General features: G+C 72.8%; 22 protein-coding genes. 8 read left to right on the forward strand and 14 right to left on the reverse strand.

Features of this window, described 5'->3' with window-relative positions; genetic code table 11:
* Nucleotides 1–134 precede the first annotated feature (134 nt).
* Nucleotides 135–575 carry an Lrp/AsnC family transcriptional regulator gene (locus tag ACWY4P_RS09650; RefSeq protein ID WP_358642342.1) on the reverse strand — a complete coding sequence of 147 codons (441 nt, stop codon included), beginning with the start codon at nucleotides 573–575 and terminating at the stop codon, nucleotides 135–137.
* Nucleotides 576–827: 252 nt separating this feature from the next.
* Here ACWY4P_RS09650 and ACWY4P_RS09655 point away from each other — a divergent pair, with 252 nt between their 5' ends.
* Entirely contained in the window at nucleotides 828–1,205 is a 378-nt protein-coding gene (locus ACWY4P_RS09655; RefSeq protein ID WP_456209925.1) for a hypothetical protein, read from the forward strand.
* 108 nt (nucleotides 1,206–1,313) lie between these two features.
* Here the strand turns inward: ACWY4P_RS09655 and ACWY4P_RS09660 are convergent, their stop codons facing one another.
* Nucleotides 1,314–2,486 carry an acyl-CoA dehydrogenase family protein gene (locus ACWY4P_RS09660; RefSeq protein ID WP_456209926.1) on the reverse strand — a complete coding sequence of 391 codons (1,173 nt, stop codon included), beginning with the start codon at nucleotides 2,484–2,486 and terminating at the stop codon, nucleotides 1,314–1,316.
* Between the two features lie 358 nt (nucleotides 2,487–2,844).
* Between ACWY4P_RS09660 and ACWY4P_RS09665 the strand changes: the two genes are divergently transcribed.
* Both ACWY4P_RS09665 and ACWY4P_RS09670 read left to right on the forward strand, forming a co-directional pair.
* Nucleotides 2,845–4,116 (forward strand): glycoside hydrolase family 18 protein, encoded by a 1,272-nt coding sequence (locus tag ACWY4P_RS09665; RefSeq protein ID WP_456209927.1) that lies wholly within the window; start codon nucleotides 2,845–2,847, stop codon nucleotides 4,114–4,116.
* 168 nt (nucleotides 4,117–4,284) lie between these two features.
* Nucleotides 4,285–4,473, forward strand: coding sequence for a SpoIIE family protein phosphatase (locus ACWY4P_RS09670; protein ID WP_456209928.1), 189 nt, complete (start codon nucleotides 4,285–4,287; stop codon nucleotides 4,471–4,473).
* Here the strand turns inward: ACWY4P_RS09670 and ACWY4P_RS09675 are convergent.
* Nucleotides 4,470–5,144 (reverse strand): sigma-70 family RNA polymerase sigma factor, encoded by a 675-nt coding sequence (locus ACWY4P_RS09675; RefSeq protein ID WP_456209929.1) that lies wholly within the window; start codon nucleotides 5,142–5,144, stop codon nucleotides 4,470–4,472. The two genes, ACWY4P_RS09670 and ACWY4P_RS09675, sit on opposite strands and share 4 nt — an antisense overlap.
* Nucleotides 5,145–5,178: 34 nt before the next feature.
* Here ACWY4P_RS09675 and ACWY4P_RS09680 point away from each other — a divergent pair, with 34 nt between their 5' ends.
* Complete coding sequence (locus tag ACWY4P_RS09680; protein ID WP_456209930.1) at nucleotides 5,179–5,355, forward strand: zf-HC2 domain-containing protein; 177 nt, start codon at nucleotides 5,179–5,181, stop codon at nucleotides 5,353–5,355.
* A gap of 150 nt (nucleotides 5,356–5,505) precedes the next feature.
* Here ACWY4P_RS09680 and ACWY4P_RS09685 read toward each other — a convergent pair whose 3' ends face one another.
* On the reverse strand, nucleotides 5,506–6,201 hold the full coding sequence (locus tag ACWY4P_RS09685; protein WP_456209931.1) for a hypothetical protein: 696 nt from the start codon (nucleotides 6,199–6,201) through the stop codon (nucleotides 5,506–5,508).
* A 207-nt stretch (nucleotides 6,202–6,408) separates the two neighbouring features.
* Between ACWY4P_RS09685 and ACWY4P_RS09690 the strand changes: the two genes are divergently transcribed.
* Nucleotides 6,409–7,749: a GAF domain-containing protein gene (locus ACWY4P_RS09690; protein WP_456209932.1), complete on the forward strand. Its 1,341-nt coding sequence runs from the start codon at nucleotides 6,409–6,411 to the stop codon at nucleotides 7,747–7,749.
* A 64-nt stretch (nucleotides 7,750–7,813) separates the two neighbouring features.
* Complete coding sequence (exaC, locus tag ACWY4P_RS09695) at nucleotides 7,814–9,337, forward strand: acetaldehyde dehydrogenase ExaC (protein ID WP_456209933.1); 1,524 nt, start codon at nucleotides 7,814–7,816, stop codon at nucleotides 9,335–9,337.
* A 68-nt stretch (nucleotides 9,338–9,405) separates the two neighbouring features.
* Here the strand turns inward: exaC and ACWY4P_RS09700 are convergent, their stop codons facing one another.
* The 7 genes from ACWY4P_RS09700 to ACWY4P_RS09730 all read right to left on the reverse strand — a co-directional run bounded on the left by ACWY4P_RS09700 (nucleotide 9,406) and on the right by ACWY4P_RS09730 (nucleotide 18,552).
* Complete coding sequence (locus ACWY4P_RS09700) at nucleotides 9,406–12,351, reverse strand: hypothetical protein (protein WP_456209934.1); 2,946 nt, start codon at nucleotides 12,349–12,351, stop codon at nucleotides 9,406–9,408.
* 2 nt (nucleotides 12,352–12,353) lie between these two features.
* Nucleotides 12,354–14,201, reverse strand: a complete 1,848-nt coding sequence (locus ACWY4P_RS09705; protein ID WP_456209935.1) for an HSP90 family protein — start codon at nucleotides 14,199–14,201, stop codon at nucleotides 12,354–12,356.
* A gap of 63 nt (nucleotides 14,202–14,264) precedes the next feature.
* On the reverse strand, nucleotides 14,265–15,251 hold the full coding sequence (locus tag ACWY4P_RS09710; protein WP_456209936.1) for a hypothetical protein: 987 nt from the start codon (nucleotides 15,249–15,251) through the stop codon (nucleotides 14,265–14,267).
* Between the two features lie 88 nt (nucleotides 15,252–15,339).
* Nucleotides 15,340–15,624 (reverse strand): muconolactone Delta-isomerase family protein, encoded by a 285-nt coding sequence (locus ACWY4P_RS09715; protein WP_456212870.1) that lies wholly within the window; start codon nucleotides 15,622–15,624, stop codon nucleotides 15,340–15,342.
* A gap of 24 nt (nucleotides 15,625–15,648) precedes the next feature.
* Nucleotides 15,649–16,503, reverse strand: a complete 855-nt coding sequence (catA, locus tag ACWY4P_RS09720; protein WP_456209937.1) for a catechol 1,2-dioxygenase — start codon at nucleotides 16,501–16,503, stop codon at nucleotides 15,649–15,651.
* A gap of 39 nt (nucleotides 16,504–16,542) precedes the next feature.
* A complete protein-coding gene (locus ACWY4P_RS09725) occupies nucleotides 16,543–17,646 on the reverse strand; it encodes a mandelate racemase/muconate lactonizing enzyme family protein (protein WP_456209938.1) in 1,104 nt (367 codons plus the stop codon).
* A 9-nt stretch (nucleotides 17,647–17,655) separates the two neighbouring features.
* On the reverse strand, nucleotides 17,656–18,552 hold the full coding sequence (locus ACWY4P_RS09730) for a LysR substrate-binding domain-containing protein (protein ID WP_456209939.1): 897 nt from the start codon (nucleotides 18,550–18,552) through the stop codon (nucleotides 17,656–17,658).
* Nucleotides 18,553–18,766: 214 nt separating this feature from the next.
* On the opposite strand from ACWY4P_RS09730, the gene ACWY4P_RS09735 reads away from it, so the two are divergent.
* Nucleotides 18,767–19,129 (forward strand): DUF779 domain-containing protein, encoded by a 363-nt coding sequence (locus ACWY4P_RS09735; RefSeq protein WP_456209940.1) that lies wholly within the window; start codon nucleotides 18,767–18,769, stop codon nucleotides 19,127–19,129.
* A gap of 19 nt (nucleotides 19,130–19,148) precedes the next feature.
* Here ACWY4P_RS09735 and ACWY4P_RS09740 read toward each other — a convergent pair whose 3' ends face one another.
* The 3 genes from ACWY4P_RS09740 to ACWY4P_RS09750 all read right to left on the reverse strand — a co-directional run bounded on the left by ACWY4P_RS09740 (nucleotide 19,149) and on the right by ACWY4P_RS09750 (nucleotide 23,977).
* Nucleotides 19,149–21,347: a putative bifunctional diguanylate cyclase/phosphodiesterase gene (locus ACWY4P_RS09740; RefSeq protein WP_456209941.1), complete on the reverse strand. Its 2,199-nt coding sequence runs from the start codon at nucleotides 21,345–21,347 to the stop codon at nucleotides 19,149–19,151.
* Between the two features lie 413 nt (nucleotides 21,348–21,760).
* Nucleotides 21,761–22,261 (reverse strand): Hsp20/alpha crystallin family protein, encoded by a 501-nt coding sequence (locus ACWY4P_RS09745; protein ID WP_456209942.1) that lies wholly within the window; start codon nucleotides 22,259–22,261, stop codon nucleotides 21,761–21,763.
* Between the two features lie 324 nt (nucleotides 22,262–22,585).
* A complete protein-coding gene (locus ACWY4P_RS09750; protein ID WP_456209943.1) occupies nucleotides 22,586–23,977 on the reverse strand; it encodes a peptidase C39 family protein in 1,392 nt (463 codons plus the stop codon).
* A 218-nt stretch (nucleotides 23,978–24,195) separates the two neighbouring features.
* Here ACWY4P_RS09750 and ACWY4P_RS09755 point away from each other — a divergent pair, with 218 nt between their 5' ends.
* Complete coding sequence (locus tag ACWY4P_RS09755) at nucleotides 24,196–24,861, forward strand: uridine kinase family protein (protein WP_456209944.1); 666 nt, start codon at nucleotides 24,196–24,198, stop codon at nucleotides 24,859–24,861.
* The last annotated feature ends 106 nt before the right edge of the window (nucleotides 24,862–24,967 follow it).

The raw sequence follows: 24,967 nt of genomic DNA on the forward strand, positions 1-24,967 counted from the left end.
GGTCGGATCGGGCGTGCGGTACGACCCTCAGTCTCGCCCCTCGACGGGGCCGGCCCGCACCAGGGGCGGCGCGGGTCGCGCCCGCGCCAGGGGTGGCGCGGGTCGCGGAGCCGGCCTCGTCGGGCGCGGCGCGCTCACACGCGGGGCGGGCGCGCCTCGTAGGGCGTGGACAGCACGACGGTGGTCCGGGTGGAGACCCCGGCCAGCGAGCGGATCCGGCTGAGCAGGTGCTCCAGCTCCAGCGGCGCGGCGACGCGCACCTTGAGGATGTAGTTCTCGTCGCCCGCCACGCTGTGGCACGCCTCGATCTCGGGCACCTCGGCCAGCCGCTCGGCGATGTCGTCGGGCGCGCTGGGGTCGAAGGGTTTGACGGAGATGAACGCCGTGAGCGGCAGGCCGACGGCCTCCGGGTCCACGACGGCCGCGTAGCCGCGGATGACCCCCCGCTGTTCGAGTCGGCGCACGCGCTGATGCACCGCCGACGTGGACAGGCCGGTGGCCTTGCCCAGGTCGGTGTAGCTCATCCGCCCGTCCTTGACGAGCAGTTCCACGATCTGTCTGTCCAGCTCCTCCACAGCCGATCACCTTATGTGGTCGGGGGCGGTCCGGCCCAGTCGGCGTTGCTCCCGGGGACGCCGGGGACATACGCCCATGTTCGCAGCATCTGCGTCGGGCATGTGACGAACGCCACATACATTCGTCGGGGTCCCAGGGAGTGCCGTGATTACCCGCGTAGTGCCGCGGGAAATGCTTGCTGTGGTCGAGGCCGACGCGCCTGACCAGGCCGAGGCCGACGAGCCCGGCCAGCCCACCCGAGGGGGAAACTCATGCCCTATTTGGAGCGCCTCGAAGAAGGCGACAGCGATACGGACGAGACCTACGAGATCTTCCGGGTCATCTGCCCGGACTGCGCTCGTCCAATCGCCCTGCTGGCGGACGAGGACGTGCTCCCGGAGCACGCGCTGTGCCCGTCCCCGTGGAACCCGTTCGGGCTCACGGTGTGCCCCGGCACGGGGCGGGGGGTGACGGGGACGTCCGCCGCCGACGCGTCGTTGGAAGCGTCGGAGCAGGACCCGGCGATGCTGCTGACGCTGCCGGAGACGCTGGACTGGCGGATGCAGCCGTTCTCGCACATCGGCGGCCCCGGGTCGCAGCCGATCCGGATGCCGGGCCTGCGCCGCCGTCCCCGGCCGTCCCGGGTCTGAGGCCCGCCGCTCAGCGTGGGGGCCCGGCGCGCCGCGCCCCCACCGGCGTGAGCTTCAGTACGTCACCTCACGTCACCTTACGTCACCTCCGCCGTCACCGGCACCGCCTCAGCGACTCTCCGGACCCGCGAGATGGCGGGCGATCACGACCCGCTGGATCTGGTTGGTGCCCTCCACGATCTGCAGCACCTTGGCCTCCCGCATATAGCGCTCGGCCGGGAAGTCCGCGGTGTAGCCGTAGCCGCCCAGCAGTTGGACGGCGTCCGTGGTGACCTTCATGGCGGTGTCGGTGCAGAACAGCTTGGCCATCGCCGCCTGCTTGGAGAACGGCCTGCCCGCGTCGCGCAGCCGTGCGGCCGCGAGGTAGAGGGCGCGTCCGGCCTCTATCCGGGTGGCCATGTCGGCGAGCATGAAGCGCAGCCCCTGGAAGTCCACCACGGGGTGACCGAACTGCCGCCGCTGCGTGGTGTAAGCGAGCGCCTCGTCCAGCGCCGCCTGAGCGAGACCGGTCGCGCACGCCGCGATGCCGAGGCGGCCCGCGTCGAGGGCCGAGAGGGCGATGGCGAAGCCCTGGCCCTCCTCGCCGATACGGCGGGCGTCGGGCACCTGGACGCCTTCGAGGTTGATCTGCGCGGTGGGCGAGCCCTTCATGCCCATCTTGCGCTCGGGCGCGGCGGCGGAGAGCCCGGGGGCGTCGCCGGGAACGAGGAACGCGGTGATGCCCCGGGTGCGGTCCGGTCCGCTGCGCGCCATGACGGTGTAGAAGTCGGCGATGCCGCCGTGGGTGATCCAGGCCTTGGTGCCGGCCAGGGTCCAGCCGTCGCCCTCGCGGGTGGCGCGGGTGGTGAGCCCGGCCGCGTCGGAGCCGGAGGAGGGCTCGGACAGGCAGTACGCACCCAGCAGCCCGCCGCCCAGCATCGCGGGCAGGTGCTCGGCGATCTGTTCCTTGCCGCCGTAGTGGGCGAGCGCGTGGCAGGCGAGGGTGTGCACGCTGACGCCCAGGCCGACGGTGAGCCGGGCCGCGGCCAGCTCCTCCAGGACCTGGAGATAGACCTCGTACGGCTGCTCGCCGCCGCCGAACTCCTCGGGGTACACCAGCCCCAGCAGCCCGGAGCTCGACAACAGGGTGAACAGGTCGCGCGGGAAGTGCCCGGCGGCCTCCTCTTCGGCCGCGTGCGGCCTGATCTCCCGTTCGATCAGCTCACGGACGAGCGAGATCAGGTCGTGGGCCTCCTCGGTGGGCAGCTCACGCTCCACCGGCTGCGGTCGGCGGTCAGTCATGGCGGCGCTCTCCTCTCCCTCTTCCGTCCCTGTCGGGGGTTGCTGCGGCGGCGCGGCGCCGAAGGGTGCAGCGGCGGCCGCCGGGGGGGCTGCCGGGCGGTCGGAAACGCTCCCGTCGGATCGCGAACGGGGCGTGACCTGCGCCGTGGCGGTTGGAGTATGCCCGATCCAGAGCCCCGCGTCACCGATCGGTGGATCTTCAACCGAGTTCCGCGCACGGCGAGCACATTGGTCCAAACCATTGACCTCACTGGTCTAGTCCTTCTACGGTGCTCCCACCGTGCCTGCGCGTTCATGTCAAGTCATGGGCGGGTCGTCAGGCAGCACCTTTTCCCCTCACCCCCACGGAGGAGAATCCATGCGCAGACCTCGCGGACTTCGCGGACTGCTCACCGCCCTCGCGGCGCTGTGTACGGCGGTCCTGGCCGCCACGATGCTCGCCGGCCCGGCCGCCGCCGGCGAACCCCACACGAAGGCCGCGAAGGCCGGTACGAAGGCCGCCGCGGGCGACAAGAAGGCCGCCGCAGGCAACAAGGTGGTCGGCTACTTCACCGAATGGGGCATCTACCAGCGCAACTACCACGTCAAGAACATCCAGACCTCCGGATCCGCCGCCAAACTCACCCACATCAACTACGCCTTCGGCAACGTCACCGGCGGCAAGTGCGCCATCGGCGACGCGTATGCCGACTACGACAAGGCGTACGACGCGGCGAGCAGCGTCGACGGCGTCGCCGACACCTGGGACACGGGCGCGCTGCGCGGCAACTTCAACCAGCTGCGCAAGCTCAAGAAGCTGCACCCGAACCTGAAGGTGATCTGGTCCTTCGGCGGCTGGACCTGGTCGTCCGGGTTCGCCGAGGCCGCCAAGAACCCCGCCGCGTTCGCCCAGTCCTGCTACGACCTGGTCGAGGACCCGCGCTGGGCCGATGTCTTCGACGGGATCGACATCGACTGGGAGTACCCCAACGCCTGCGGCAACACCTGTGACTCCAGTGGCAGGGACGCCTTCAAGAAGGTGATGGCCGCGCTGCGCGCCAAGTTCGGCAGCGGCAACCTGGTGACGGCCGCCATCACCGCGGACGCCTCCTCCGGCGGCAAGATAGACGCCGCCGACTACGCCGGCGCCGCGCAGTACGTCGACTGGTACAACCCGATGACCTACGACTTCTTCGGGGCCTGGGCGGCCCAGGGCCCGACCGCCCCGCACTCCCCCCTCACCTCCTACAGCGGCATCCCGCAGCAGGGCTTCAACACCGACGCCGCCATCACCAAACTCAAGGGCCTCGGCATTCCGGCCTCGAAGCTGCTGCTGGGCATCGGCTTCTACGGGCGCGGCTGGACCGGCGTCAGCCAGGACGCCCCCGGTGGGACGGCCAGCGGCCCGGCCCCCGGCACGTACGAGGCGGGCATCGAGGACTACAAGGTGCTCAAGAACTCCTGCCCGGCGACCGGCAAGGTCGCGGGCACCGCGTACGCGCACTGCGGCAGCCAGTGGTGGAGCTACGACACACCCTCGACCATCGCCGGGAAGATGACCTACAAGCAGCAGCAGGGCCTGGGCGGCACCTTCTTCTGGGAGCTCAGCGGCGACACGTCGAACGGTGAGCTGATCAAGTCCATCAGCTGACCCCCATCAGCTGACCGCTCCCAACCGGGAGCGCGGGGCGGGGCGCCGGATTTCCGGCTCCCCGCCCGCCTTTTTCGGCTCGCCCCCCAGCTACCGCTGGGAGGTTCCCCCGGCTGGTGGCGGTCTGCCGCTCGGCCGGACACCCGGGTGTTCGCCTGCACGGACGGGGTGACCGAGGCACGCGATCCCGCCGGGGAGTTCTACCCCCTGGCCGACCGCCTGAGCGGCTGGGCCTCGCTGCCGACCCCCGAGCTGCTGCAACGACTGAAAAAGGATCTGGACGCCCATACGAAGGGGCGGCTCCAGGACGACGCGGCGGTGATCGTCCTGGAGCACGTCCCCGGTGGACCCGGCTAGCGCGAGCCCACCGGCTCGGGTACGCCGACGCGGCCGGACCGGCCAGTCCGGGCCGGCTCAGCCACACCACCCGGCTCAGCCGCGCCACCCTGCTCAGCCGCGCCGGAGGCGACCCGCTCCGCCGTCGCCAGCTGCTCGATCAGCGCTTCGCGGGCGCGGGCGACCCGGGAGCGGACCGTGCCCACCGGACAGCCGACGACGAGCGCGGCCTCGGCGTAGGGCAGCCCGAGCAGCTGGGTGAGGACGAAGGCCTCGCGCCGGTCGTACGGCAGCAGGGCGAGCAACTGGGTCAGGGCCACCGCGTCGTCGAAGCCGGTGTCCGGCGCCGCCCGGCGCTGGGCCCGCTCGGCCGCCGCCTGCCAGTCGTCGGTGTCGGCCGACCGCGGCCTGGCCGCGTTGCGGCGCAGCCGGTCCACGACCGCCCGGCGGGCGATCGCCAGCAGCCAGGTGCGCGCCGAGGATCTGCCCTCGAAGCGGGGCAGTCCGCTCAGCGCGCGCAGATAGGTCTCCTGGACGAGGTCGTCGGCCGCGTGCGGGTCGTCGCTGAGCCGGTAGACGTACCGCCACACATCGCGCCGGGTGGCGCGTACGAAGCGGTCCACGGCCTCGGGGTCGCCGCCGCGCGCGGCGAGCGCCCAGGAGGTCAGGGTCTCGTCGTCGCGGTCAGGCATCGCGGCCCTCCGCGGCATCGGGGACCATGAGGGGGTGTTCTGTGCTCAGTTCCGGGTCGCCGTGTCGGCCCGTGTCGACGGCGAGGCGCCGCCGCCGGAGGTCCCGGACGCGGATCTCGACGCCCATCTGCTGGAGTGCCCGGAGTGCCGCCGCTGGGGCGAGCGGGCGCGGCGGCTGCGGGAGCTCGCGGCCGGTCTCGACGGACCGTGACCGTGAGATCGGTACGGGCAAGGGTGCCGGGCGCCGCCGTGGCAGGGCGGCCGGGGTGCGGGCAGGGGTCATCGCCTGCGGTCCTTCCTGGAGTCCGGACGGCCCGGCGGGCCGCCCGGTGACGTGGTGGGCCTGGAGGGCCGTCGTCCGTCAGCGGACGACGGCCCCGGGCGGCGGACCACGGGTGGCGATGACATGGGCGAGCAGCAGCAGCCGCAGCCGCTGAGAGCCGCCGTGGCGCACGGCGCGGACGCGGGGCCGCGCGGGCACGCGCGGGGCGCCGTACAGCAGGGTCAGCAGGGGCGCGAAGAGGCCGACGGCCAGGGTCCGCACCAGCCGGAACGCGGCCTGTTCGCCGCCGGAGAGCCACATCCCGCACAGCAGGGCGGCCAGCAGGTGCGCGGACCACATGCCGAGCGCGCCGTACCCCTGGCCCCCGGGCAGCGGCGCCGAGGCCATGGCGTCGTGGGCATGGGCCATGTGGTGGGCATGCTCAGGCGTCGACATCGGCATCGGCGACGACATGGGCATGCGCATGGGCGCCGTGCCGGACGGCGCGGCTGTCCCCGTCCCCGTACTGGCCCCGGCCATGGCGCCCTGCGCGAGCATGAACGCGGCGTGGAGCGCGGTCTGCGCGCCCACGGTCGCGGCGACGACCGCCAGCGGCCCGCGCTCGCGCCCCGTCAGGCACCAGGCCGCGCCGCCGGTGACCGGCACGGCGGCGCCGATCACCCACCACGGGACGGCGGCCCCCGACATCAGGGCGTGCCCGAGCGCCGCGAGCAGCACGCAGACCGCTGCGAACACCGCGGCTCGCAGCGCCCGCAGTACGTGGCCCGCTTCCATGACGCGCTCATCGTCGCACCCGCGCCCCGACTGGCACCGCCAGGGGCGCGGAAGTTGAGCAAGTTGCGCGCGGTCCCGGCTCTTGCGGGCCGGCCCGCGCACAGGAGAGTGTGAGAATCGGGGCGGCCGGGGCCGCTCGGCTCTCCCGTGCCGCCCGTCGCCGACCTGACCGTCCGTGAGACTCTCCGTGACCTCGAGTGAGGACCTTTGGTCAACCCCTGGCTGGCGATGGCGTCGGGCGCGGATCCCGCGGAGCGCGTCCGCGCGGTGCGCCGCGCCCACGAGGCATTCCTGACCGAGGGGGCGGTCTCGCCGGCCGTCCGCCCGGTGGTGGCGGACTCCTGGCGGCGTTCGGCCAGGGCGCGGGTGGGCCAGCAGCCGCTGGCGCCGATCGACCTGGCGGACGCCGAGTTGGAGGCGTACCGCGCGGAGCACCCGCTGGCCCGGGTGATGCCGCTGTTCCGCGAGCTGCTGGGCACCATCGCCCACGACGGCGCGCATCTGCTCGCGGTCTGCGACGAGCAGGGCCGCATGCTGTGGGTGGAGGGGCACGCGGGCGTACGGCACCAGGCCGAGCGGATGAACTTCGTGGCCGGGGCGCGCTGGGACGAGCGGCACGCGGGCACCAACGCGCCGGGCACGGCGCTCACCGTCGACCACGCGGTGCAGATCTTCGCCGCCGAGCACTACCACCGCGCGGTGCAGCCCTGGACCTGTGCGGCCGCCCCGGTCCACGACCCGCACACCGGGCGGCTGTTGGGCGCGGTGGACATCACCGGCGGCGACCATCTGGCGGCCCCGCACAGCCTGGCCCTGGTCCAGGCGACCGCGCGGGCCGCCGAGGGCCGGCTGGCGGCCGAGGCGCCGCGGGCGGCGGGCCCGCGGGTGCGCCTGGCGGCGCTGGGGCGGGACGAGGCGCTGCTGCTGACCGACGGGCGGCGGCTGCGGCTCGGGCCGCGGCACAGCGAGATCATGGTGCTGCTGGCCGCCCACCCGGAGGGCCTGAGCGGCGATCGGCTGGCCCTGGAGCTGTACGGGGACCAGGCCGGCCGGCGCTCCCCGGTCACCCTGCGCGCCGAGCTGTCGCGGCTGCGCCGCCTGGTCGGGCCGCTGCTGGGCTCGCGCCCCTACCGGCTGTGCGCGCCGGTACGGGCCGATGTGGCGGCCGTGACGGAGGAGTTGGCGGCCGGGAACGCGCATGCGGCGGTGCGCGCGTACGCGGGGCCGCTGCTGCCGCTGTCGGAGGCGCCGGGGGTGTGCCGGATGCGCCGGATCCTGGAGGAGGACGTGCGCCGCACCGTGCTGGCCTGCGGCGACCTGGAGTTGCTGCGGTGGTGGGCCCGGACGCCATGGGGCGAGGAGGACCTGGAGGCCGGCGAGGCCCTGCTGGCCGCCCTTCCGGCGCACGCCCCGGGCCGTGCGTCGCTGCTGCCCCGGGTGCGGCGGCTGCGCGCCGCGTACGGGCTGAGCGCCGAAGCCCGCCCGTACGCCGCCGACCCCGGAGGGCCGGCGAGGCGCGCAACCTTCGCGCAACGTACCGGCCTCTAGCGTCGCCGCCAACCTACCCCTGGCGCATACCGCCGCATACGACGAACACTGGGAGGGCCGCCCCATGCCGCGTTACGCAAGCCCGGGATCCGAGGGCTCGGTCGTCAGCTACCAGCCGCGCTACGACCACTGGATCGGCGGCGCGTACGTGCCGCCCGAGCGGGGCGGGTACTTCGAGAACCCGACCCCGGTCACCGGACAGCCGTTCACCGAGATCGCCCGGGGCACCGCCGAGGACGTCGAGCGGGCCCTGGACGCCGCCCACGCGGCGGCCCCGGCCTGGGGCCGTGCCGCGCCCGCCGAGCGCGCCTCGGTGCTGCTGAAGATCGCCGACCGCATGGAGGAGAACCTCGAAGCGCTCGCGGTCGCCGAGAGCTGGGAGAACGGCAAGCCGGTGCGCGAGACGCTGGCCGCCGACATCCCGCTGGCCATCGACCACTTCCGCTACTTCGCGGGGGCCATCCGGGCGCAGGAGGGCAGCCTCTCGGAGCTCGACGAGGACACCGTCGCGTACCACTTCCACGAGCCGCTGGGCGTGGTGGCCCAGATCATCCCGTGGAACTTCCCGATCCTGATGGCCACATGGAAGCTCGCCCCGGCGCTGGCCGCGGGCAACGCGGTGGTCCTGAAGCCCGCCGAGCAGACCCCGGCCTCCATCCACCTGTGGCTGAGTCTGGTCGCCGACCTGCTGCCGCCGGGCGTGGTCAACATCGTCAACGGCTTCGGCGTGGAGGCCGGAAAGCCCCTGGCCTCCAGCGCGCGCGTGGCCAAGGTCGCCTTCACCGGCGAGACCACCACCGGGCGGCTGATCATGCAGTACGCGAGCGAGCATCTGAAGCCGGTGACGCTGGAGCTCGGCGGCAAGAGCCCGAACATCTTCTTCGACGACGTCTCGGCCGCGGACGACGACTTCCTGGACAAGGCCCTCGAAGGGTTCACGATGTTCGCCCTCAACCAGGGCGAGGTGTGCACCTGTCCCTCACGCGCCCTGGTGCAGCAGGGCCACTACCGGGACTTCATGGCCGCGGCCGTGGCCCGTACGGAGAAGATCGTCCAGGGCCATCCGCTGGACACCGACACCATGCTGGGCGCCCAGGCCTCCAACGACCAGTTGGAGAAGATCCTGTCCTACCTGGACATCGGCCGGCAGGAGGGCGCCCGGGTGCTGACCGGGGGCGCCCGCGCGGAGCTGGGCGGCGAGCTGTCGGGCGGCTACTACGTGGAGCCCACGGTCTTCGAGGGCGCCAACCACATGCGGGTCTTCCAGGAGGAGATCTTCGGCCCGGTGGTGGCCGTGGCCCCGTTCACCGACTTCGACGACGCGATCAAGATCGCCAACGACACGCTGTACGGGCTGGGCGCGGGCGTGTGGACCCGCGACGGCACGACCGCGTACCGCGCCGGGCGCGCCATCCAGGCGGGCCGGGTGTGGACCAACTGCTACCACGCCTACCCGGCGCACGCGGCGTTCGGCGGCTACAAGCAGTCCGGCATCGGCCGCGAGAACCACAAAATGATGCTGGACCACTATCAGCAGACGAAGAACCTCCTGGTGTCGTACTCGCCGAAGAAGCTGGGCTTCTTCTAGACGCACGAAAAAGGCCCGGGGAGGTGGGCCCCGGTGCCGGGGCGGGCTGTCGCCCCGGCACCGCCGCGTCACTCCTCGTCGCGCAGCCGAGCCGCCAGGGAGATCAGCGGCTCGGTCTCCTCGGTGTGCCCCAAGTCGGTCAGGCGGGAGACCGCCGCGTCGAGGCGGGTGAGGGCGGGGGCGGGGCGTTCCAGGTAGATGCCCTCCACGGCACCCGCGAAGCGGACGCACTCGGCCCACTCGCCGACGCGGTCGTCGCCTCTTCCCGGCTCGCCGAGCAAAGCGAGGGCCTTCTCCAGGGCGGCCAGGGCGTCCTCGTACTCACCGGCGTAGGCGTTGACCCGTCCGTGTTCGTAGGCCAGAGCGGTGTCCAGGGAGCGGCCGTGGGCCTCGTATTCGGCGGCGCGGGCCTCGTCGGCGATCCGGCCGGCGTCGGCGAGGAAGGCGAGGGCGTCGGCCAGGCCGTCGGGGCCCTGCTGCTGAGCCTGGAGACGGGCGAGTTCGCGCAGGCAGTTGCTGAGCTGCTGGTAGCGCGGGGCCCGGGCGTGGGCAACGAGTGCCTGGTCCGCGGCCTCGCGGGCCCGGCCGAACTCGCCGGACTCGCCGAGGAGTACGGCCGTCTCCGCAGCGATCATGGCGTGGCTTCCCGGGTCGTCGTCCCAGCCGGACGACTCGGCCGCAAGGGCGACGAACTCCGCCGTGGCGGCCTTGAGGTCCTCCCCCGCGTGCAGCGCGCGGGCGCGGGTCAGGCGCAGCTGAGCGACGAGCCGGTCGTCCAACTCTCCGGCGGCGACGTCCGGTTCCGCCAGCACGGAGTCGAGCAGAGCGATGCAGTCCTCGACGCGGCCCAGGTCGAGGCTGAGCCGAGCCGCGTTGCTGTACGTGCAGAACGCGTCCGTCCGGCTGCCGCGGCGAAGCTCCAGCTCCGCGGAGCGCGTCAGGTGGCGCAGGGCCTCGTCGGGGCGGCCCAGGTGCATGCAGGCCTCGGCCAGATCACCGTGAAGGCGGGCGGTGTCGACCGCGTCGGCCGGCCAGTCGGCGGCCAGTCGCAGGCCTTCGGTCAGGTCGGCGTGCGCGGCCTGCGCGTCCTGGAGGCCGAGTTGGAGTTGGCCGCGCAGTCCCAGCGTGCGGGGCAGGTGCCAGGCGGGGCCTTGCGCCTTCAGCCGGTCGAGGAGGGCGTCGATCTCGGTGACCGCGGCGGGCAGGTCGCCGGAGATGGCATACGTGCTGGCCCGCAGCAGCAAGGCGCCGGAGATCTGCCCGACGAGGTCGTGCCGGGTGGCGAACGCGTGCGCCACGTCCACCTCGGCGAGGACCGGCGCGACGTGCTCCTCGCTCCCCGACGTCTGCAGGCGCAGGCCGAGCGCGGTCGCCCGCAGCCGCAGCAGGCGGGCCTCCTGGAACGGGGCGAGGCCGGGCGTCTCCTCGTGCAGGCGGACCGTGGACACGTGGGCGGCGGTCAGCGCGGCGGCCTTCGCCTCGGCTCCGTCGGCGCCCTGCGCGGGGGTCTCGGCGGCAGCGAGCAGGGCGCAGGCGCGGGCGAGTGCCGCGTGACCCGGCAGTCCGGCGTCGTCGTACAGGGCCGCGGCCTCCTCGTGGAGGGCGGCGGCGTCGGCGAACTCGTCCTTCTCGCCCGCCCGGCTCGCCTCGTGGGCCAGCAGGTCCGCGCGCAGTTGTACGAGCGGGCCCACGGCAGGGTCGCCGGGGTGGGTGTAGTCGCGGGCGGCGACGAGCGTGCGCAGCCGCGCCCAGCAGGCCTGTGCGCCTGGGTGCCCCTGCTCGTCCAACAGCCTTGCCCGGAGGATGAGTTCGGGCAGCGAGTCGGGGACGGCAGCGGCTGTACGGGCGGCGGGCGCGGCAGCCGGTGCCGCCGGGGCCACGTCGTCGAGGCTGCGGGTGCGCAGGGTCAGTTCAAGTGCGTCCAGGAGCGGGGCACGGTCGAGGCGGGCCCTGCGGCGGTCGGTGTGGGCCGTGGTTCCGTTGCGGGCATCGAAGCGGGCGGCGAGGTCGTCGGCGCGGCCGCGCACCTCGGCGCGCAGGCCGGCCACCGTCCAGGTGCGGCCCGCGTACCCGGCGGCGGGCAGTTCGCCGTGGCCGAGGAGCTCGACGCGGTGGAGGAGGACCTCCACGCCGGTGAGGAAGCTGAGCAGGTCCAGCGGCGAGTCGACCTCGTCGAACAGGCTCCGGTTCTCGGCGAGCAGTTCCAGGCCGCGTGCCTCGTTGCCGGTGAGCGCGCAGAACTCCAGGTGCCGGCCGACCTCCGGGGACATCGAGGGGTTGCGGCGGCAGCTGCGGTAGCCGGCGAGGTGCAGTTCGCGGGCCCGGTCGGTGCGGCCGGTGCGCAGCAGGGGCAACAGCGCGTGCGAGACGGAGCGGGCCGGCTCCTCCCGGCAGGATTCCTTCCCGGCCAGGACGGGCTCCCAGGTGCGCAGCGCCCGGTCGTCGTCGCCCGCCGTGAGGTGGTGCAGGGCGCGCTCGCAGATCTCGCAGGCCTCGCAGTCGCTGAGCCGGGTGCGGGTGCGGCCCGCCCACAGCTCGTAGGCGAGGGTGGTGTCCTCGCCTACGTGGACGGCCAGCTGGTACGCCTGTCCGTAGTAGGGCTGGAGGCCCAGACCGGCCTTCTCGTACCGGTCGCGCATCTCCGTCTGCCACTGGCGCAGGCTCGCCAGCGGTACCTCGGGCAGCGCGCGCAAGGCGTTGGCCACCCATTTGAACCGCCAGAACAGCATGTGGCGCAGGCGCTCGTCGAAGACGTCGGGCTGCTCGTCGAAGAGGGTCAGCAGGCGGGCGAAGACGACGGGCGACTTCCGGGGTTCGGAGCCGTAGGTGTACGCCTCCTGGAGTTCGAGGAGCGCGTGGACGAGGGGGGCGGGCTCCGCGAACTGCTCGGCGGCGTCGACGAGTTCCTCGGCGGTGACGGTGCGGGTGCGGCCGTAGGGGCGCCGGTCGTTCTCCTGGAGCGCCTGGTACAGCTCGTCTGTGTTCTGGGGATGGGGTGCGGGTGCGGTCGGCATCGTCAGCTGTCCTTGCGGAGGGCGTGGGCGAGCAGGTCGAGGAAGGAGCGGTTGATGAGGCTCGATTCGGCTGGCCTCAGAGGGCGCCGGGACAGCATCGCGGCCTGCCCGTAGAGGGCTTCGGCGCTGGTGCGGGCCAGCTCGGGCTCGTCGATGGTGACGGCGGTGCGGACCAGCGGGTTGAGCTGGTTGAGGATCAGCTGGGCCCGCGGGGCCTCCTGGCGCAGAGCGCCGAGGATGTCGCCCCACAGGCCGCCCTCCTGCTCACGGGCGAGCTGGGAGCGGGTGCGCTCGTGCCGCGCCTCGCGGCTGTCGACGAGGAGGGCGGGGGCGGAGGCGGGCTGGAAGGTGCGCAGCGCGACATCGCAGTCGAAGACCGCGAGGGCGTCGCGGGCCACGGCGAGGTAGGCCGCGGCGGCCAGTTCCGTCTCCCGGTCGACGGGGTCGAGGTGGGCGGTGAGGGTCGCCGGGTCGAGGTCGGCGACGCCGGCCTCGGGCCTGATCTCGGGCAGCCGGTGGACCAGTTCACGGTCGTAGGTGTAGCCGCCGTTGACGACGCCGAGCCCGGCGGCCGAGGCGATCGCCGCGACCTGCCGGAACTCCTCCACGCTCGACGTCACGAGCACGGTGCGGTGGGTGCGCGCGAACTCGTCGAGGGTGGTGTGCCCGTCGGTGGTCTCGAACGGCAGCCAGGGCAGCAGCATCCGCAGGATTTCGTCGTCGTGCACCGCGAGCGACTTCACGGCCAGGTGGTGGGCCTGGAGGAAGCGGGCGAGCAGGTCCGGGTCGCTGGCGGCGGCCCGGGCGATCCACGCGCGCAGCCGCTCGGCAAGGGCGTCGCGGACGGCGGCGAGAGTGTCGTCCTCGTACAGGGACTCGCGGGACGCCGTCGGGCGCAGGCTCTCGGCGTCGACGACGCAGCGCACGAAGAAGGCCCACTCGGGCAGGATCTCCTCGGCCTGCTCGGACAGCAGCATGCCCTTGACGTGCACGCGGTGGCCGTGGCGGCGCCCGGCCGGCACCGCCTCGGGCAGCACGCACGCGATGCCCTTCAGGCCTACGGCCGGCAGGTCCAGCTCGATGGTGTCCAGCGGCGTGAATCCGAAGACCTCCTCGCCGTACGCGGCCAGCGCACGGGAGCGGGCTCCCGGCGTGGGGTACGTACGCGCCCAGGGTGCGGGCTCGGGGTTGACGGACGCGCCCGGGCCGCCGGTGCCGTCGTCGAAGGTCACCGGGTGGCGCAGCAGGGAGCCGAAGTGCCGGGCCAGCGCGTGCGCCTGCGCCGGCCGGGTCCACTCGCCCGCGTCGGCGCGCGGCGTCAGCGTGACGGTGGTGCCGGGCCGGGGGCGGGCGGAGGCGGGCAGGGTGCGGACGGTGTAGCTGCCGTCGCCGCGTCCCCGCCACTCCACGGCGGGGGCGTCGGGGGTGCGGGCGGAGCGGCTCAGGACGTGGATCTCGTCCGCGACCAGGAAGCAGGAGAGCAGGCCGATTCCGAACTGGCCGATGAAGTCGCCGCGTTGCTCGGCGATTCGCTCGGCGCGCTTGCTGCTGCGGCCGATCGTGGCGAGGAAGGTGTGCACGTCGGCTTCGGTGAGACCGACGCCGTCGTCCTCGACGCGTACCACCGAACCGTCGGCGTACAGGCGGATGGCGAAGGCGTCGACAGGTGCGGCCGGTTCGAGGCCGTGCCGGGCGGTCAGCGCGTCCACCGCGTTCTGCAACAGTTCGCGCAGGTAGACGCGAGGGCTGGAGTAGAGGTGGTGGGAGAGGAGGTCGACGAGGCCGCGCAGATCCACCTGGAAGGTGCGGTCGGCGCCGGCCGGGTTGACGGTGGTGTCGGGCAGAGTCATCGGGCAGTCCGGAGTGGGAGGGGCGACGGGTGGCGGGCCGGCGGTACCGGGGCCGGCGGGTACTCAGGCACGGCGGTGGTGGCGGGCGAACTGCTTCTCGGGCTCCGCGAAGTAGGTCCATGGCCACTTGGTGTAGGCACCGTCCAGCGCTTGGAAGACGCGCCGGACCGTGTGGCGCTCACCGGCCAGCGACAGGGCCATGGCGAACATGTTGAAGTCGTGCTGCCAGCCCGGGCGCCACGCGTAGGCGGGGTGCAGGATGCTGTGGTCGGCCGCGCCCCGCAACTCGGCCTGGATTTCGGGGGTTTCGAGGCAGTCCCCACGGTCCGACTCGACCCAGTCCTCGATGTGCGCCATGGCGATCACGCAGCCGAGGCGGTGCCCCTGCGGAGCGCGGGCGAGCGCGTCGCGGGCGAACGCCAGGGCCTGGCCGGGCTCGCCGCCCCAGCGGGGCTGCAACTGCGACACCCACTCGACGTGGCTCTCCAGGTCGAGTGGGGCGCGGCCCAGGGCGGCGTCGAGCCGGGTCTCGTTGACGGCGGGGCCCAGCGACATGCCGCGACCGGAGGTGAGGAGACGGCGCCACGGCGTGACCCATTCCGGCCGTAACTCGGCGGCCCCGAGCAGCTGCTCCTCGGCGATGCGGAGCCGCTCCTGGAAGACCCGCCACTGCTCCTGCGTGACGTTCACGGCACGCGCGGCGGTGCGGGCCTCCCAGCCCCAGCTGATATAGCGCGTCCCGGATATCAGCAGGGCGGTCGCCCGGTGCTCCTTGTCCTCCTCGACGGCCCGGCCGATCCAGTCCTGCACACCGTCCAGGTCGGCCAGCTCGCCCAGGACCTGGTGGTCGCGGCCGAGATCAAAGGGGGCCAGCGCCGCCTTGACCGCCTTCCAGTCACCCGCGTCGGCGGCCTCCACCAGCGCGAGCACCCGCGCGTCCCCGAGCGCGCGCAGCGTGTACATCCCGTTCTTCTGCCTGCGCGGGACGGGAAGGGCGTGCGGATCCGCCGCCGGTCTCTCCGCACCCCTGCCGAACAGCTTGCCGAACATGCCGCGCCCTCCCCTGGTACCGCGTGCCTGTCTGGGGCAGCATAAACGGCCCCACCGACACTACTTCCACAGGGTTTTCACCGGCGCTTCACGGGCCCGGCGTCACCTCACCGGCGGCGAGGTCGGACGGATGCCGGGCGAGCGGCGTCACGCCGATCTTCAGGTAGGGGAAGAGGGGAAGGTTCCACAGGATGCGGTGCAGCGCCTCGTTGTCGGCGACGTCGAAGACGCTGATGTTGGCGTACTGGCCGGCGCACCGCCAGATGTGCGCCCACTCCCCCGACTTCTGCAGTTCCTGGCAGTAGGCCTTCTCCCGCGCCACCAGGTCCGCGCGGACCTCGGGGTCGAGGTCGCGTGGAATCTCGACGTCCATACGTACCGCGAACAGCACCGGGCATCACGCCTTGTCGAGGACGAAGTCGTAGGTGACCTCACGGCCGTTGCCGTCCGCCGCCGGGCCGGGGTCGAGGATCAGCTCGGGCTTCACCGCAGAGGCGATGTCGTCGACGATGTACTCGCCGCCCTTGAAGTACAGCTGGGTGGTGATCGGCTGGTGACCCGGTGTCGACACCTTCAGGTGCAGGTGGGCGGGGCGCCATGCGTGCCAGCCCGCGGCCGCGATGAGCCTGCCGCACGAGCCGTCCGTCGGGATCTGGTACGGCGCGGGCTGAATGGTGCGGATCCTGAAGTTGCCCTGGTCGTCGGCGACGACCGTGCCGCGCAGGTTCCACTCGGGCAGTCCGGGTGCGAACTGCGAGTAGTAGCCGTCGTTGTCGGCGTGCCAGATGTCCATCGTCGCGCCGGGCAGCGGGGTGCCGTCCACCGCGCGCACCTGCCCCTGGAAGAGCAGCGGGGTGCCCTCTTCACCGTCGCGCATGGGCAGGGTCGCCCCGGCCGGCAGCCGGGGCGCGCCGGGGACGTAGTACGGGCCCTCGATGGTGCCCTTGCTGCCCTCCCGGCTCTCGCTCGCGGCCTCCTCGACGACGTGCTCCAGCCACACGTCGAGGAAGAGCGGCCACTCGCCGTCCTCGCCGACCTGGATCAGCCAGGACTTCAGCGCGTCGTACTCGGCGTAGGTCACCTTGTGGCGGCGGATGATGTCGTGGGCGGCGGTGAGGAGTTCGGAGACCAGCGTGTCGACCCGCTTGGTGTCGACGTCCGCCGCCTCCGCCCGCTGCTTGGCGCGGAACTGCCCGGTGGCGGCGGCTCCGGACGCGGCCGCGGTGGCCTGCCCGGTCGTGATGTCGGTCATGGTCCCGTCCCTTGGGTATGCGTAAGCCGGTGCTGTCCGTCAGCGGTCCTGGCGGTAGCGGGCCAGCTTGTCGGGGTCGATGTCGATGCCGAGCCCGGCGCCCTCACGGATGTGCAGGGTGCCGTTCTCGATGGTCAGCGGCTCGGTGAGGAGGTCGTCGGCCATGTCGAGGAAGTTCGACAGCTCGCCGGCGTGGCGGGAGGCGGACCGGTGCGCGGCGCCGAAGGCGACGGTGCACGACGTCCCGATCTGGCCGTCGATCTGATTGCCCATCACCACCTCCACTCCCAGCCCCTCGCACGTGTGCAGGACGCGCTGGGACGCGGTGAAGCCGGTGCGGGCGGTCTTGACGCTGATGGCGGTGGCGGACCCGCCCAGCAGTTCGCGGGTCACCTCGGCGGCGCGGGTGGCGCTCTCGTCGGCGATGAACGGCACCGGGCTGCGCGCCACCAGCCAGCGTCGGCCGAGCACGTCGTCGGCCGGGCAGAGTTCCTCGGCGAACGTCAGCCCGAGGTCGGCCATCTCGCGCAGAGCGCGCGCCGCGTCGGAGGCGCTCCAGCCGCGGTTGCCGTCGATGTAGAGCTCCACGTCCGGGCCGAGTGCCTCGCGCAGCGCCCGGCAGGCCGCGACATCGTCGCGGTAGGGCTGCCGACCGACCTTCACCTTGAAGGTGGTGATGCCGTACGTGTCCCGGATCCGCTCCGCCTGCTCCACCATCTCCTCCGCCGGCGCGAAGCCGACCATGTGGCTCACCCGCATGCGGTCGGTGTAGCCGCCCAGCAGCCCGGACACCGGCATGCCCGCGGCCCGGCCGAGGATGTCCCACAGGGCCATGTCGATGGCGGCCTTGGCGGTCGGGTTGCCGACGGTCCGGTCCAGCCGCTCGTGGACGGCCTCCCGTTCCAGTGCCGTGAGACCCATGAGTTGCGGGGCGAAGATCTTGTCGATCACCGCGACGATGGATTCCTGGGTCTCGCCGTATGTGTAGGGCCGGGGCGGCGCCTCCGCCGTGCCCGTCAGGCCTTCGTCGGTGTGCACGCGTACGAGTACGTGATCGGCGGTGTGCACCTCCCCGCTCGCGAATTTCAGCGGTTTCTCGTATGGAATGGCGAAGGGAATTGCCTCCACCTTGACGATCTTCATGCCACTCCCTCAGGAAACCTCGAGGAATACGTCGTTCTGCTCCAGCACCTTCAGGAGATTCCGCAGCAGCGGCGAGGTGTCGTCCTCCCGCCAGGCCAGGTCGAGCCGCACGGTCAGCGCGTTCTCGATCTCCTTGCACCGCACGCCCTCGCGGGGAGCGGAGCGGATCGAGTCCGGCAGGACGGCGACTCCGAGCCCTGCGGCGACCAGGGCCAGGGCGGCCGAGGTCTCGGTGACCTCGTACGCGTGGTGCGGGTAGAAGCCGGCGGCGAGGCAGCTGCGGACGACGGCGTCGTTGACGACGGAGCCGAGCGTGGCGCCGTACATGATGAAGTCCTCGTGCCGCAGCTGCTCGACGCGGACGGCGCCGGCCTCGGCGAGCCCGTGCTGCTCCGGGACGGCGACGACCAGGGGCTCGGTGGCGATGGGCCGGTGGGCGATCCCCTCCTGCCGTACCGGCGGGCGCAGCACGCCGACGTCGAGGCGGCGCTCGAGCAGGCCCGCTTCCTGGACGGGTGTGAGCATCTCGGTGTGCACCTCCAGCATCACTTGGGGCATCTCGCGCTTCACCAGCCGGGCGAGTGCGGGCAGTTGGCGGTACGAGGCGGAGCCGGTCAGGCCGATCCGCAGCACCCCCTCCGCGCCGGCGGCGAAGCGCGCGACCCTCGCGACCGCCTCGTCGACGGCCTTGAGGATGCGCTCCACGTCGGTGCGGAACACCTCGCCGGCCCCGGTCAGGGTGACCTGCCGGGTCGTGCGGGCGAACAGCTCCACGCCCAGTTCCGTCTCCAGTCGGCGGATCGCCTGGGAGAGCGGCGGCTGGGCCATGTGCAGATCTTCCGCGGCCTTTCCGAAGTGCCGGGTCTCGGCGACGGCCGCGAAATACCGAAGGTGCCTGAGCTCCATCGGGCTGCCCCTTTCTGGTTCGGGGGGCCTCGAATGCGCCCCAGCGTACGGAGCGAATCCCATACACCACAAATACTTGATCGCAAGCTATTGAGATGCGTGGCATATCAATCTCCGGACCTGTCCTGGCCGCAGCTGACCTGGCGACAGCGTCGACAGCACCGCCTACACTGTGTGTCGCCAGCAGACCCTCAAGAAGCGGGGGGTTCTTCCGATGACCGAGGTGTCCCGGGTCGCGCTGACCCCGGCCGCGGCGGAGCTGATCCGGCGACTGAGCGAGGCGCACGGCCCGCTGATGTTCCACCAGTCGGGCGGCTGCTGCGACGGCAGCGCGCCGATGTGCTATCCGCTGGGCGAGTTCCGTACCGGGGCGGCGGATGTGCTGCTCGGGCAGCTGACCGTGGAGGGCGTCGCGGAGCCGGTCGGGTTCTGGATGTCGGCCGACCAGTTCGAGCGGTGGCGGCATACGCATCTGACGGTGGATGTGGTGCCGGGCCGGGGCAGCGGCTTCTCCCTGGAGGCCCCGGAGGGCGTCCGGTTTCTGATCCGCTCCCGGCTGCTGGACCCGCCGGGCTGACGCGGGGCCGACGCTCGCGTCAGCTCGCGTCGGCGAGGGCGAGCGTGTGGAGGCGCTCGGGCGGGCCGGGGCGGGCGTAGTACCAGCCCTGGGCGGTGTCGCAGCCCAGGCCCCGCAGACACTCGGCCTGCACCGCGGTCTCCACGCCCTCCACCGTCACCGCCAGGTCGAGCGTGCGGGCGAGCGAGACGATGCCCTCCACGATCTTGACGTCGACCGGGTCGATCGGGGCCCGCTGCATGCCCCGGGTGAAGGAGCGGTCGAGCTTGAGCGTGGAGACCGGCAGCCGACGCAGATACGAGAGGTTGGAGTAGCCGGTGCCGAAGTCGTCCAGGGCGATGTCCACGCCCAGGTCCGCCAGTTGGCGCAGCGGGCGCAGCGCGTCCTCGTCCACGCCGATCAGGTCGTTCTCCGTCACCTCCAGGCACAGCGCGCTCGGGCACAGCCCCGCGTCCTCCAGGACGGCCACGGTGTCGGAGACCAGGCTGGGGTGGCTCAGCTGGCAGGGCGAGAGGTTGACGTTGACCCGCAGCTGCTCGTCGTCGTCCGCGGCGGCGTCCTGCCAGTCGCGGGCCTGCCGGGCGGCCTGCTCCAGCACCCAGCGGCCGAGCGGCACGATCAGCCCGGTGTCCTCGGCGAGCGGGATGAACTGGTCGGGGCCGAGCACGCCGTGCTTGGGGTGGAGCCAGCGTACGAGGGCCTCGGCGCCGCGTACGGTGCCGTCGGCCAGCCGCACCAGGGGCTGGTACTCGATGAAGAACTCGCCTCGCTCCAGGGCGGCGGGCAGGCCGTTGGTCAGGCTGTGGCGCGCGATGACCCGGGCGTTGGAGTCGGCGTCGGCGAGCTCGTAGCGGTTGCCGCCGGCCGCCTTGGCCCGGTACATGGTGATGTCCGCGCTGCGCAGCACCTCGGCCCGGCTGAGCTCGCCGGCCAGGCCGTCCACGACGCCGATGCTGGCGCGTACGAGCAGCTCGCGGCCGTCGACGCGGACGGGCTCCTCCAGGGCGGCGAGCATCCGGCGCGCGAACGCGGTGGAGTCCTGCTGGGCCGTGGGGCCGGTGACCAGGGCCAGGAACTCGTCGCCGCCCACGCGGGCGAGCAGCTCGTCGGGGGAGGCCGCGCTGTCCTGAAGCCGCTCGGCGACGGCCTTGAGCAGCCGGTCGCCCGCGATGTGCCCGAGGCTGTCGTTGACCGACTTGAAGCCGTCCAGGTCCAGGTAGCACACGCCGAAGCGCTCGGCGTCGGCCTCCCCCGCCAGCACCTTGTCCAGTCGCTCGAGGAACAGGGTGCGGTTGGGCAGCCCGGTCAGCTCGTCATGGGTGGCCTCGTAGCGCAGCCGCTCGCGCAGCAGCCGGTGCTCGGTGATGTCCTCGGCGAGGGTGAGCTGGTACTGCGGGGCGCCGGTGGAGTCGCGGAGCAGGGTGACCGTGAGATTGGTCCACAGCACGCTGCCGTCGTCGCGGTAGTGGGGCTTCTCGACGCGGAAGTGGTCGCGCCGGCCGGTCACCAGCTCGCGGTAGATCTCGTGGACTCCGGGCGCGTCGTCGGGGTGGACGAACTCGTTGACGTTGCGGCCGGGGCGGAAGAAGTCCATGCCGCCGAACATCCGGGCCATGGCGTCGTTGACCACCAGGATCTGGCCGTCGAGACCGCAGATCCCGACGCCGACGACCGCGCCCTCGAACACCGCCTGGAACTTGGCCTCGCTGGCGTGCAGCGCCTTCTCGGCCTCGGTGCGGGCGGCCTCCGCGGCGCGCGAGATGGCCTCGTGCTGATCGCGCTCGCGCTTCCTCAGCTCGCGGACGAAGCCGGCGGCGAGGGCGTGCTGGAGCCGGGTGCAGCGGGCCCGCGCCTCGCCCTCCGCCATAGGCTCGGCCATCGGCTCACCTGGCGGGCAGTGCGGCACCAGATGGCTGTCGATCGCGCCCAGGATCACCGGCAGCGCCTCGGGTTCGGTGCACTGCGCGGCCACCAGCGCGGCCCCGACCTCGTACGCCGGGGCGGTGTCGAAGGGCTGGGAGCCGAGGGCCGCGCTCAGCCGGTGGGCCAGCGGCACCAGGCGCGCCTCGAACTCGGCACGGGTCAGCGTCGTCGCCGCCACCGGGTGGACGGCGCAGCTCCAGACCTCCGCGAACCGCCTGACCCGGGCGTCCGGGGCCGCAGCGCTCTCCGCCGTGCTCTCTCTCGGTCTCCGCCCGCCGTCCGGCCCGGAGGTCATATCGCGGGCCCCGCCGCGGCGAGGCCGTCATGAGCCGCCGCGTCATCGCCTACGCCGTCGCCGTCGTCGCCCTTCGGCCGCCAGTACACGTCCTGCACTTCCTCGCCCTCTTCCGGCTTCCGGGGCCGCCCTCAGGGTCGTCCGCGTCCTCGGGGAAGTGGAGCATGACGAATAGCGGCAGGGCAACCCGCTGCTGAGCCGAGATTACTGATCGACCGTCCATTGTGGAGCGTGAAGTGGAAATCACTAGTCCGCTTCTTGGTCGTTTTCGGCGCCAGGAACGGAAAAGCCGGGAGAAGCCGGACAGATACTCGGACGGTTACCCGCTCATCGCGGTTCATCTGTCCGCCGACCGCGGCGGAACACACCCGAAGGGGCGGTCCCGCCGCGGGACAGAGCCTCCATCGGCGGGTTCAGCCGCGCCTGCTCTCGCCGGCCTCGGTGATTTCGACGTGGCGGGGCTTGGTGGTCTCCGCCTTGGGGACGTCGATCGCCAACACGCCGTCGGACATGGCCGCCTTGACGCCCTCGGTGTTCACTTCGCCCGGCAACCGCATCCGGTACTCGAAGCGGCCGGTGCGGCGAGTGCTGCGGCGCAGGACGCCTGCGCGCTCCCGTTCCTTGATCTCCCCCGAAACGGCCAGTTCCTGCCCGCTCACCTCGACATCGACGTCCTTACGGCTGACGCCGGGCAGCTCGATCTGTACGTGGTAGGCCTCATCGGTCTCGGACACGTCGGCGGACGGCGTCCAGGCCGCCAGGCCGGCGCCCGGCACCGCGCCGCCGACCGTGGATTCGAGCAGACCGCCCATCTGGTTGAGCAGATCGTCGAATTCGGCCAGCGGACTGCGTACCCAGCCGCGCTGGCGCTCCAACGCGCCCTCGTTTCGTGTTCGTCGGACGGGCATGCTCATCGCCCATCACCTCCGTCCTCTCGGTGATCCGCGGATGTGTTGTGTCCACCGTCCGGCTCGACCGGCGGGCCGGACGGAGCATGGGTCGCGGGGATCCGGAACAGAGACGGCTCGGGCTGGGGGGCCATGGACATTCACCCTTCCTCGCGCTGCGGGCGACGACCTCTCCCTGTCCAGGATGGGCAGCCCGGGGGCCGCCCGCACCTCGGATCATGGCCGGGGCGGGTCGGGGCGGGTCAGGACAGAAGGGCAGAGTGGGGCGAGGAAGGGGCGAGGGCGGCGCCCAGGGGCCGGAGGGCCGGGGGCCGGGCGCCGCCGGCGGGCTCAGCGGATGCCCAGCTCCAGCAGGGCCCGGCGCTGGCTCGCGGTCGGCTTGGCCGGGAAGTACAGGTAGCACACGCCGCCGGAGCCGGAGGCCACCGCGCCCTGGGCGTTGTAGCGCTTGGTGCGCAGCCAGATGTTCTCGAACTCGCGCCGCTTGTAGACGTGGCGGACCGCCGCGTTGTCGGCCGACGCCGGGTCGTTGGCGATGACGTCGCCGTCGGCGGTGAAGCCGATCACGGTCATCAGATGGCCCGCGGTGCCGTAACCGGCTCCGGTCAGCTCCTCCTTGAGGAAGGACTGGGAAGTGATCACCGGAATACCGGCGGCGATCAGCTTCTCGGCGTCGTTCAGCGAGCCGAGCCGGGTGACCACGCCCTGTAGATCGCGGTACGTGGCGGCGTAGGCGGCGTTGAACGGCCAGTTGCCGCAGCCCTCGTACTGGTAGTCGAAGGTGTACCGGGCGGCGTGACAGACCTGCGGGTCGGCGTAGTCGGGGTTGACCCAGGCCAGGTCCCCGGCGGTGGGCCGGCGGCCCCAGTACTCGACGATCATCTGGGACGAGGTGGGGCTGCACCACGCCTCGCCGCCGTTGTCGTACTCCGGGTACTGGCCCTTGTGGATCTCCTGCGAGTAGCGCGGTACGGCCAGCTCCCGGCCGCCGGCCAGGCCCGGGGTGGAGGCGGGCACCTCGAAGCGGTCGGGGACGTCCGAGCCCATCGCGCCCACGCGCCAGACCGTGGGCGTCAGGCCGCTGCCGGGCTTGCGGTAGAGGGTGAGCCGCACCCGGTACGAGGCGAGCCGCAGCCCGCTCGCCGGGTCGTCGATGGCGAAGGTGTCGGTCCACACCGAGCTCTTGTCGTCACTCTGGTCGTCGACCGAGGTCCGCCGGATGGAGTCCGCGCCGTCTCCGGACGCCCAGCGGCCCATCACATACCAGGGGGTGTCGGTGCCGTCGGTGTACGTGCCCTTCAGCTCGGCCTGGATCCAGGTGCCGGCCGGGGTACGGGCGTTCCAGGAGACGATCGCCTCGGTGGCCGGGTGGGGCAGGGTGTGCACCGGGGAGGTCCAGGTCGCGTACTCCCAGGCGGCGGTGGTGCCGGTGTGCGGATCGGTGTAGTCGGCGGTGCCCGCGGGGCGGGAGATGACCACGCCCGGGCGGGCTCCGGCCTCGACGCGGATGCCGTCGCCGGCTCCGGCCCGCCAGTCGGCGAGGCTGGTCCAGCCGTGGTAGCCGACGGCCGGGGCGGCGGCTTTGCGGGCGGGCCGGGCCGCCGGGCGCACCCCCTCGGCGGCCGCGGTGCCCGTGGCGGACAGCGCGGCCGCCCCGGTGACGGCGAGGGCGGCGGCGAGCACGGTGCGGCGAGGTGTGAATCCGTCTCCGGATCTGGTCATGCGGGGTTCCCCCAGTCGTCGTCCGGGTGGGCCGCGAGTGCGCGACAGTCGCACAACTATGGCCGCTGCGAATGGCTTCAGGCCAGTGATTCCCGGCTCGGCGCCTCATCAATATTGGCGTGGACCATTGGAGTGAAGCAGAGCGGACGTGGCGTGCGAGCGGAGCCGGAAAACGGCCGCGCGACCGGCCCGGGGCGGCGGCCGTAAGGTGGTCGGCGATGGACCTGTCTCGCACCACCGCCCCACCCGCCCCGCTGGGCCCCCTCGCCGCCCCGGCGCTCGACGCGCTGGCCGGGCGGCTGCGCGCCCTGCCGCCCTCGTGCGGGCCGGTGCGGCTGGTCGCGGTGGACGGGCACGCGGGGTCCGGCAAGACCACGTTCGCCGGGCGGCTGGCGGCGGCGCTCGGCGGCGCCCCCGTGCTGCACACCGACGACCTCGCCACCCACGAGGAACTGTTCGCCTGGACCGGGCGGCTGCGCGAGCAGGTCCTCGCCCCCTTCGCCCGCGGCGCCGCCGCCCGGTACGCCCCGTACGACTGGGTGGAGCGCCGCTTCGCGGCCGGCCCCCGGCGGCGGCTCGACCCGGCTCCCGTGGTGCTCGTCGAGGGCGTGGGCAGCGGCCGCCGCGCCCTGCGCCCGCAACTCGCGCATCTGCTGTGGATGGAACTGCCCGAGGTGGAGTCCTGGCGGCGGGGACAGCTGCGGGACGGCCCGGAGATGTCCACATTCTGGGACGGCTGGCTTCTCGCCGAACGTACGCATTTCGCCGTGGATCCCTCGCGCCCGTATGCCGAAACCCTGGTAGTGCAGCGAAGAGAGGGGTACGAGTTGCTGACGGGGCCCGCCGTGGCGGCCCGAACCTCCCCTCGGCCTCACGCTGTGTGACCAGGCGCGGCCGGGCCGCACCCGATCGGCGCTCCAGACCCGCGACGCGCGCCCCAACTTGGCTTGACCCGGGGCCCATACAGGTCTTACGTTCTCAATGTGCGAC

This window comes from Streptomyces sp. LZ34 (assembly GCF_053890475.1).

What these genes read in the sequence shown, in the direction of transcription:
- ACWY4P_RS09655 (WP_456209925.1), top strand. Translation starts at nt 828, where the DNA reads ATGCCCTATTTGGAGCGCCTCGAAGAAGGCGACAGCGATACGGACGAG.
- ACWY4P_RS09660 (WP_456209926.1), bottom strand. Translation starts at nt 2,486, where the DNA reads ATGACTGACCGCCGACCGCAGCCGGTGGAGCGTGAGCTGCCCACCGAG.
- ACWY4P_RS09665 (WP_456209927.1), top strand. Translation starts at nt 2,845, where the DNA reads ATGCGCAGACCTCGCGGACTTCGCGGACTGCTCACCGCCCTCGCGGCG.
- ACWY4P_RS09675 (WP_456209929.1), bottom strand. Translation starts at nt 5,144, where the DNA reads ATGCCTGACCGCGACGACGAGACCCTGACCTCCTGGGCGCTCGCCGCG.
- ACWY4P_RS09685 (WP_456209931.1), bottom strand. Translation starts at nt 6,201, where the DNA reads ATGGAAGCGGGCCACGTACTGCGGGCGCTGCGAGCCGCGGTGTTCGCA.
- exaC (WP_456209933.1), top strand. Translation starts at nt 7,814, where the DNA reads ATGCCGCGTTACGCAAGCCCGGGATCCGAGGGCTCGGTCGTCAGCTAC.
- ACWY4P_RS09700 (WP_456209934.1), bottom strand. Translation starts at nt 12,351, where the DNA reads ATGCCGACCGCACCCGCACCCCATCCCCAGAACACAGACGAGCTGTAC.
- ACWY4P_RS09705 (WP_456209935.1), bottom strand. Translation starts at nt 14,201, where the DNA reads ATGACTCTGCCCGACACCACCGTCAACCCGGCCGGCGCCGACCGCACC.
- ACWY4P_RS09710 (WP_456209936.1), bottom strand. Translation starts at nt 15,251, where the DNA reads ATGTTCGGCAAGCTGTTCGGCAGGGGTGCGGAGAGACCGGCGGCGGAT.
- ACWY4P_RS09715 (WP_456212870.1), bottom strand. Translation starts at nt 15,624, where the DNA reads ATGGACGTCGAGATTCCACGCGACCTCGACCCCGAGGTCCGCGCGGAC.
- catA (WP_456209937.1), bottom strand. Translation starts at nt 16,503, where the DNA reads ATGACCGACATCACGACCGGGCAGGCCACCGCGGCCGCGTCCGGAGCC.
- ACWY4P_RS09725 (WP_456209938.1), bottom strand. Translation starts at nt 17,646, where the DNA reads ATGAAGATCGTCAAGGTGGAGGCAATTCCCTTCGCCATTCCATACGAG.
- ACWY4P_RS09730 (WP_456209939.1), bottom strand. Translation starts at nt 18,552, where the DNA reads ATGGAGCTCAGGCACCTTCGGTATTTCGCGGCCGTCGCCGAGACCCGG.
- ACWY4P_RS09735 (WP_456209940.1), top strand. Translation starts at nt 18,767, where the DNA reads ATGACCGAGGTGTCCCGGGTCGCGCTGACCCCGGCCGCGGCGGAGCTG.
- ACWY4P_RS09740 (WP_456209941.1), bottom strand. Translation starts at nt 21,347, where the DNA reads ATGACCTCCGGGCCGGACGGCGGGCGGAGACCGAGAGAGAGCACGGCG.
- ACWY4P_RS09745 (WP_456209942.1), bottom strand. Translation starts at nt 22,261, where the DNA reads ATGAGCATGCCCGTCCGACGAACACGAAACGAGGGCGCGTTGGAGCGC.
- ACWY4P_RS09750 (WP_456209943.1), bottom strand. Translation starts at nt 23,977, where the DNA reads ATGACCAGATCCGGAGACGGATTCACACCTCGCCGCACCGTGCTCGCC.
- ACWY4P_RS09755 (WP_456209944.1), top strand. Translation starts at nt 24,196, where the DNA reads ATGGACCTGTCTCGCACCACCGCCCCACCCGCCCCGCTGGGCCCCCTC.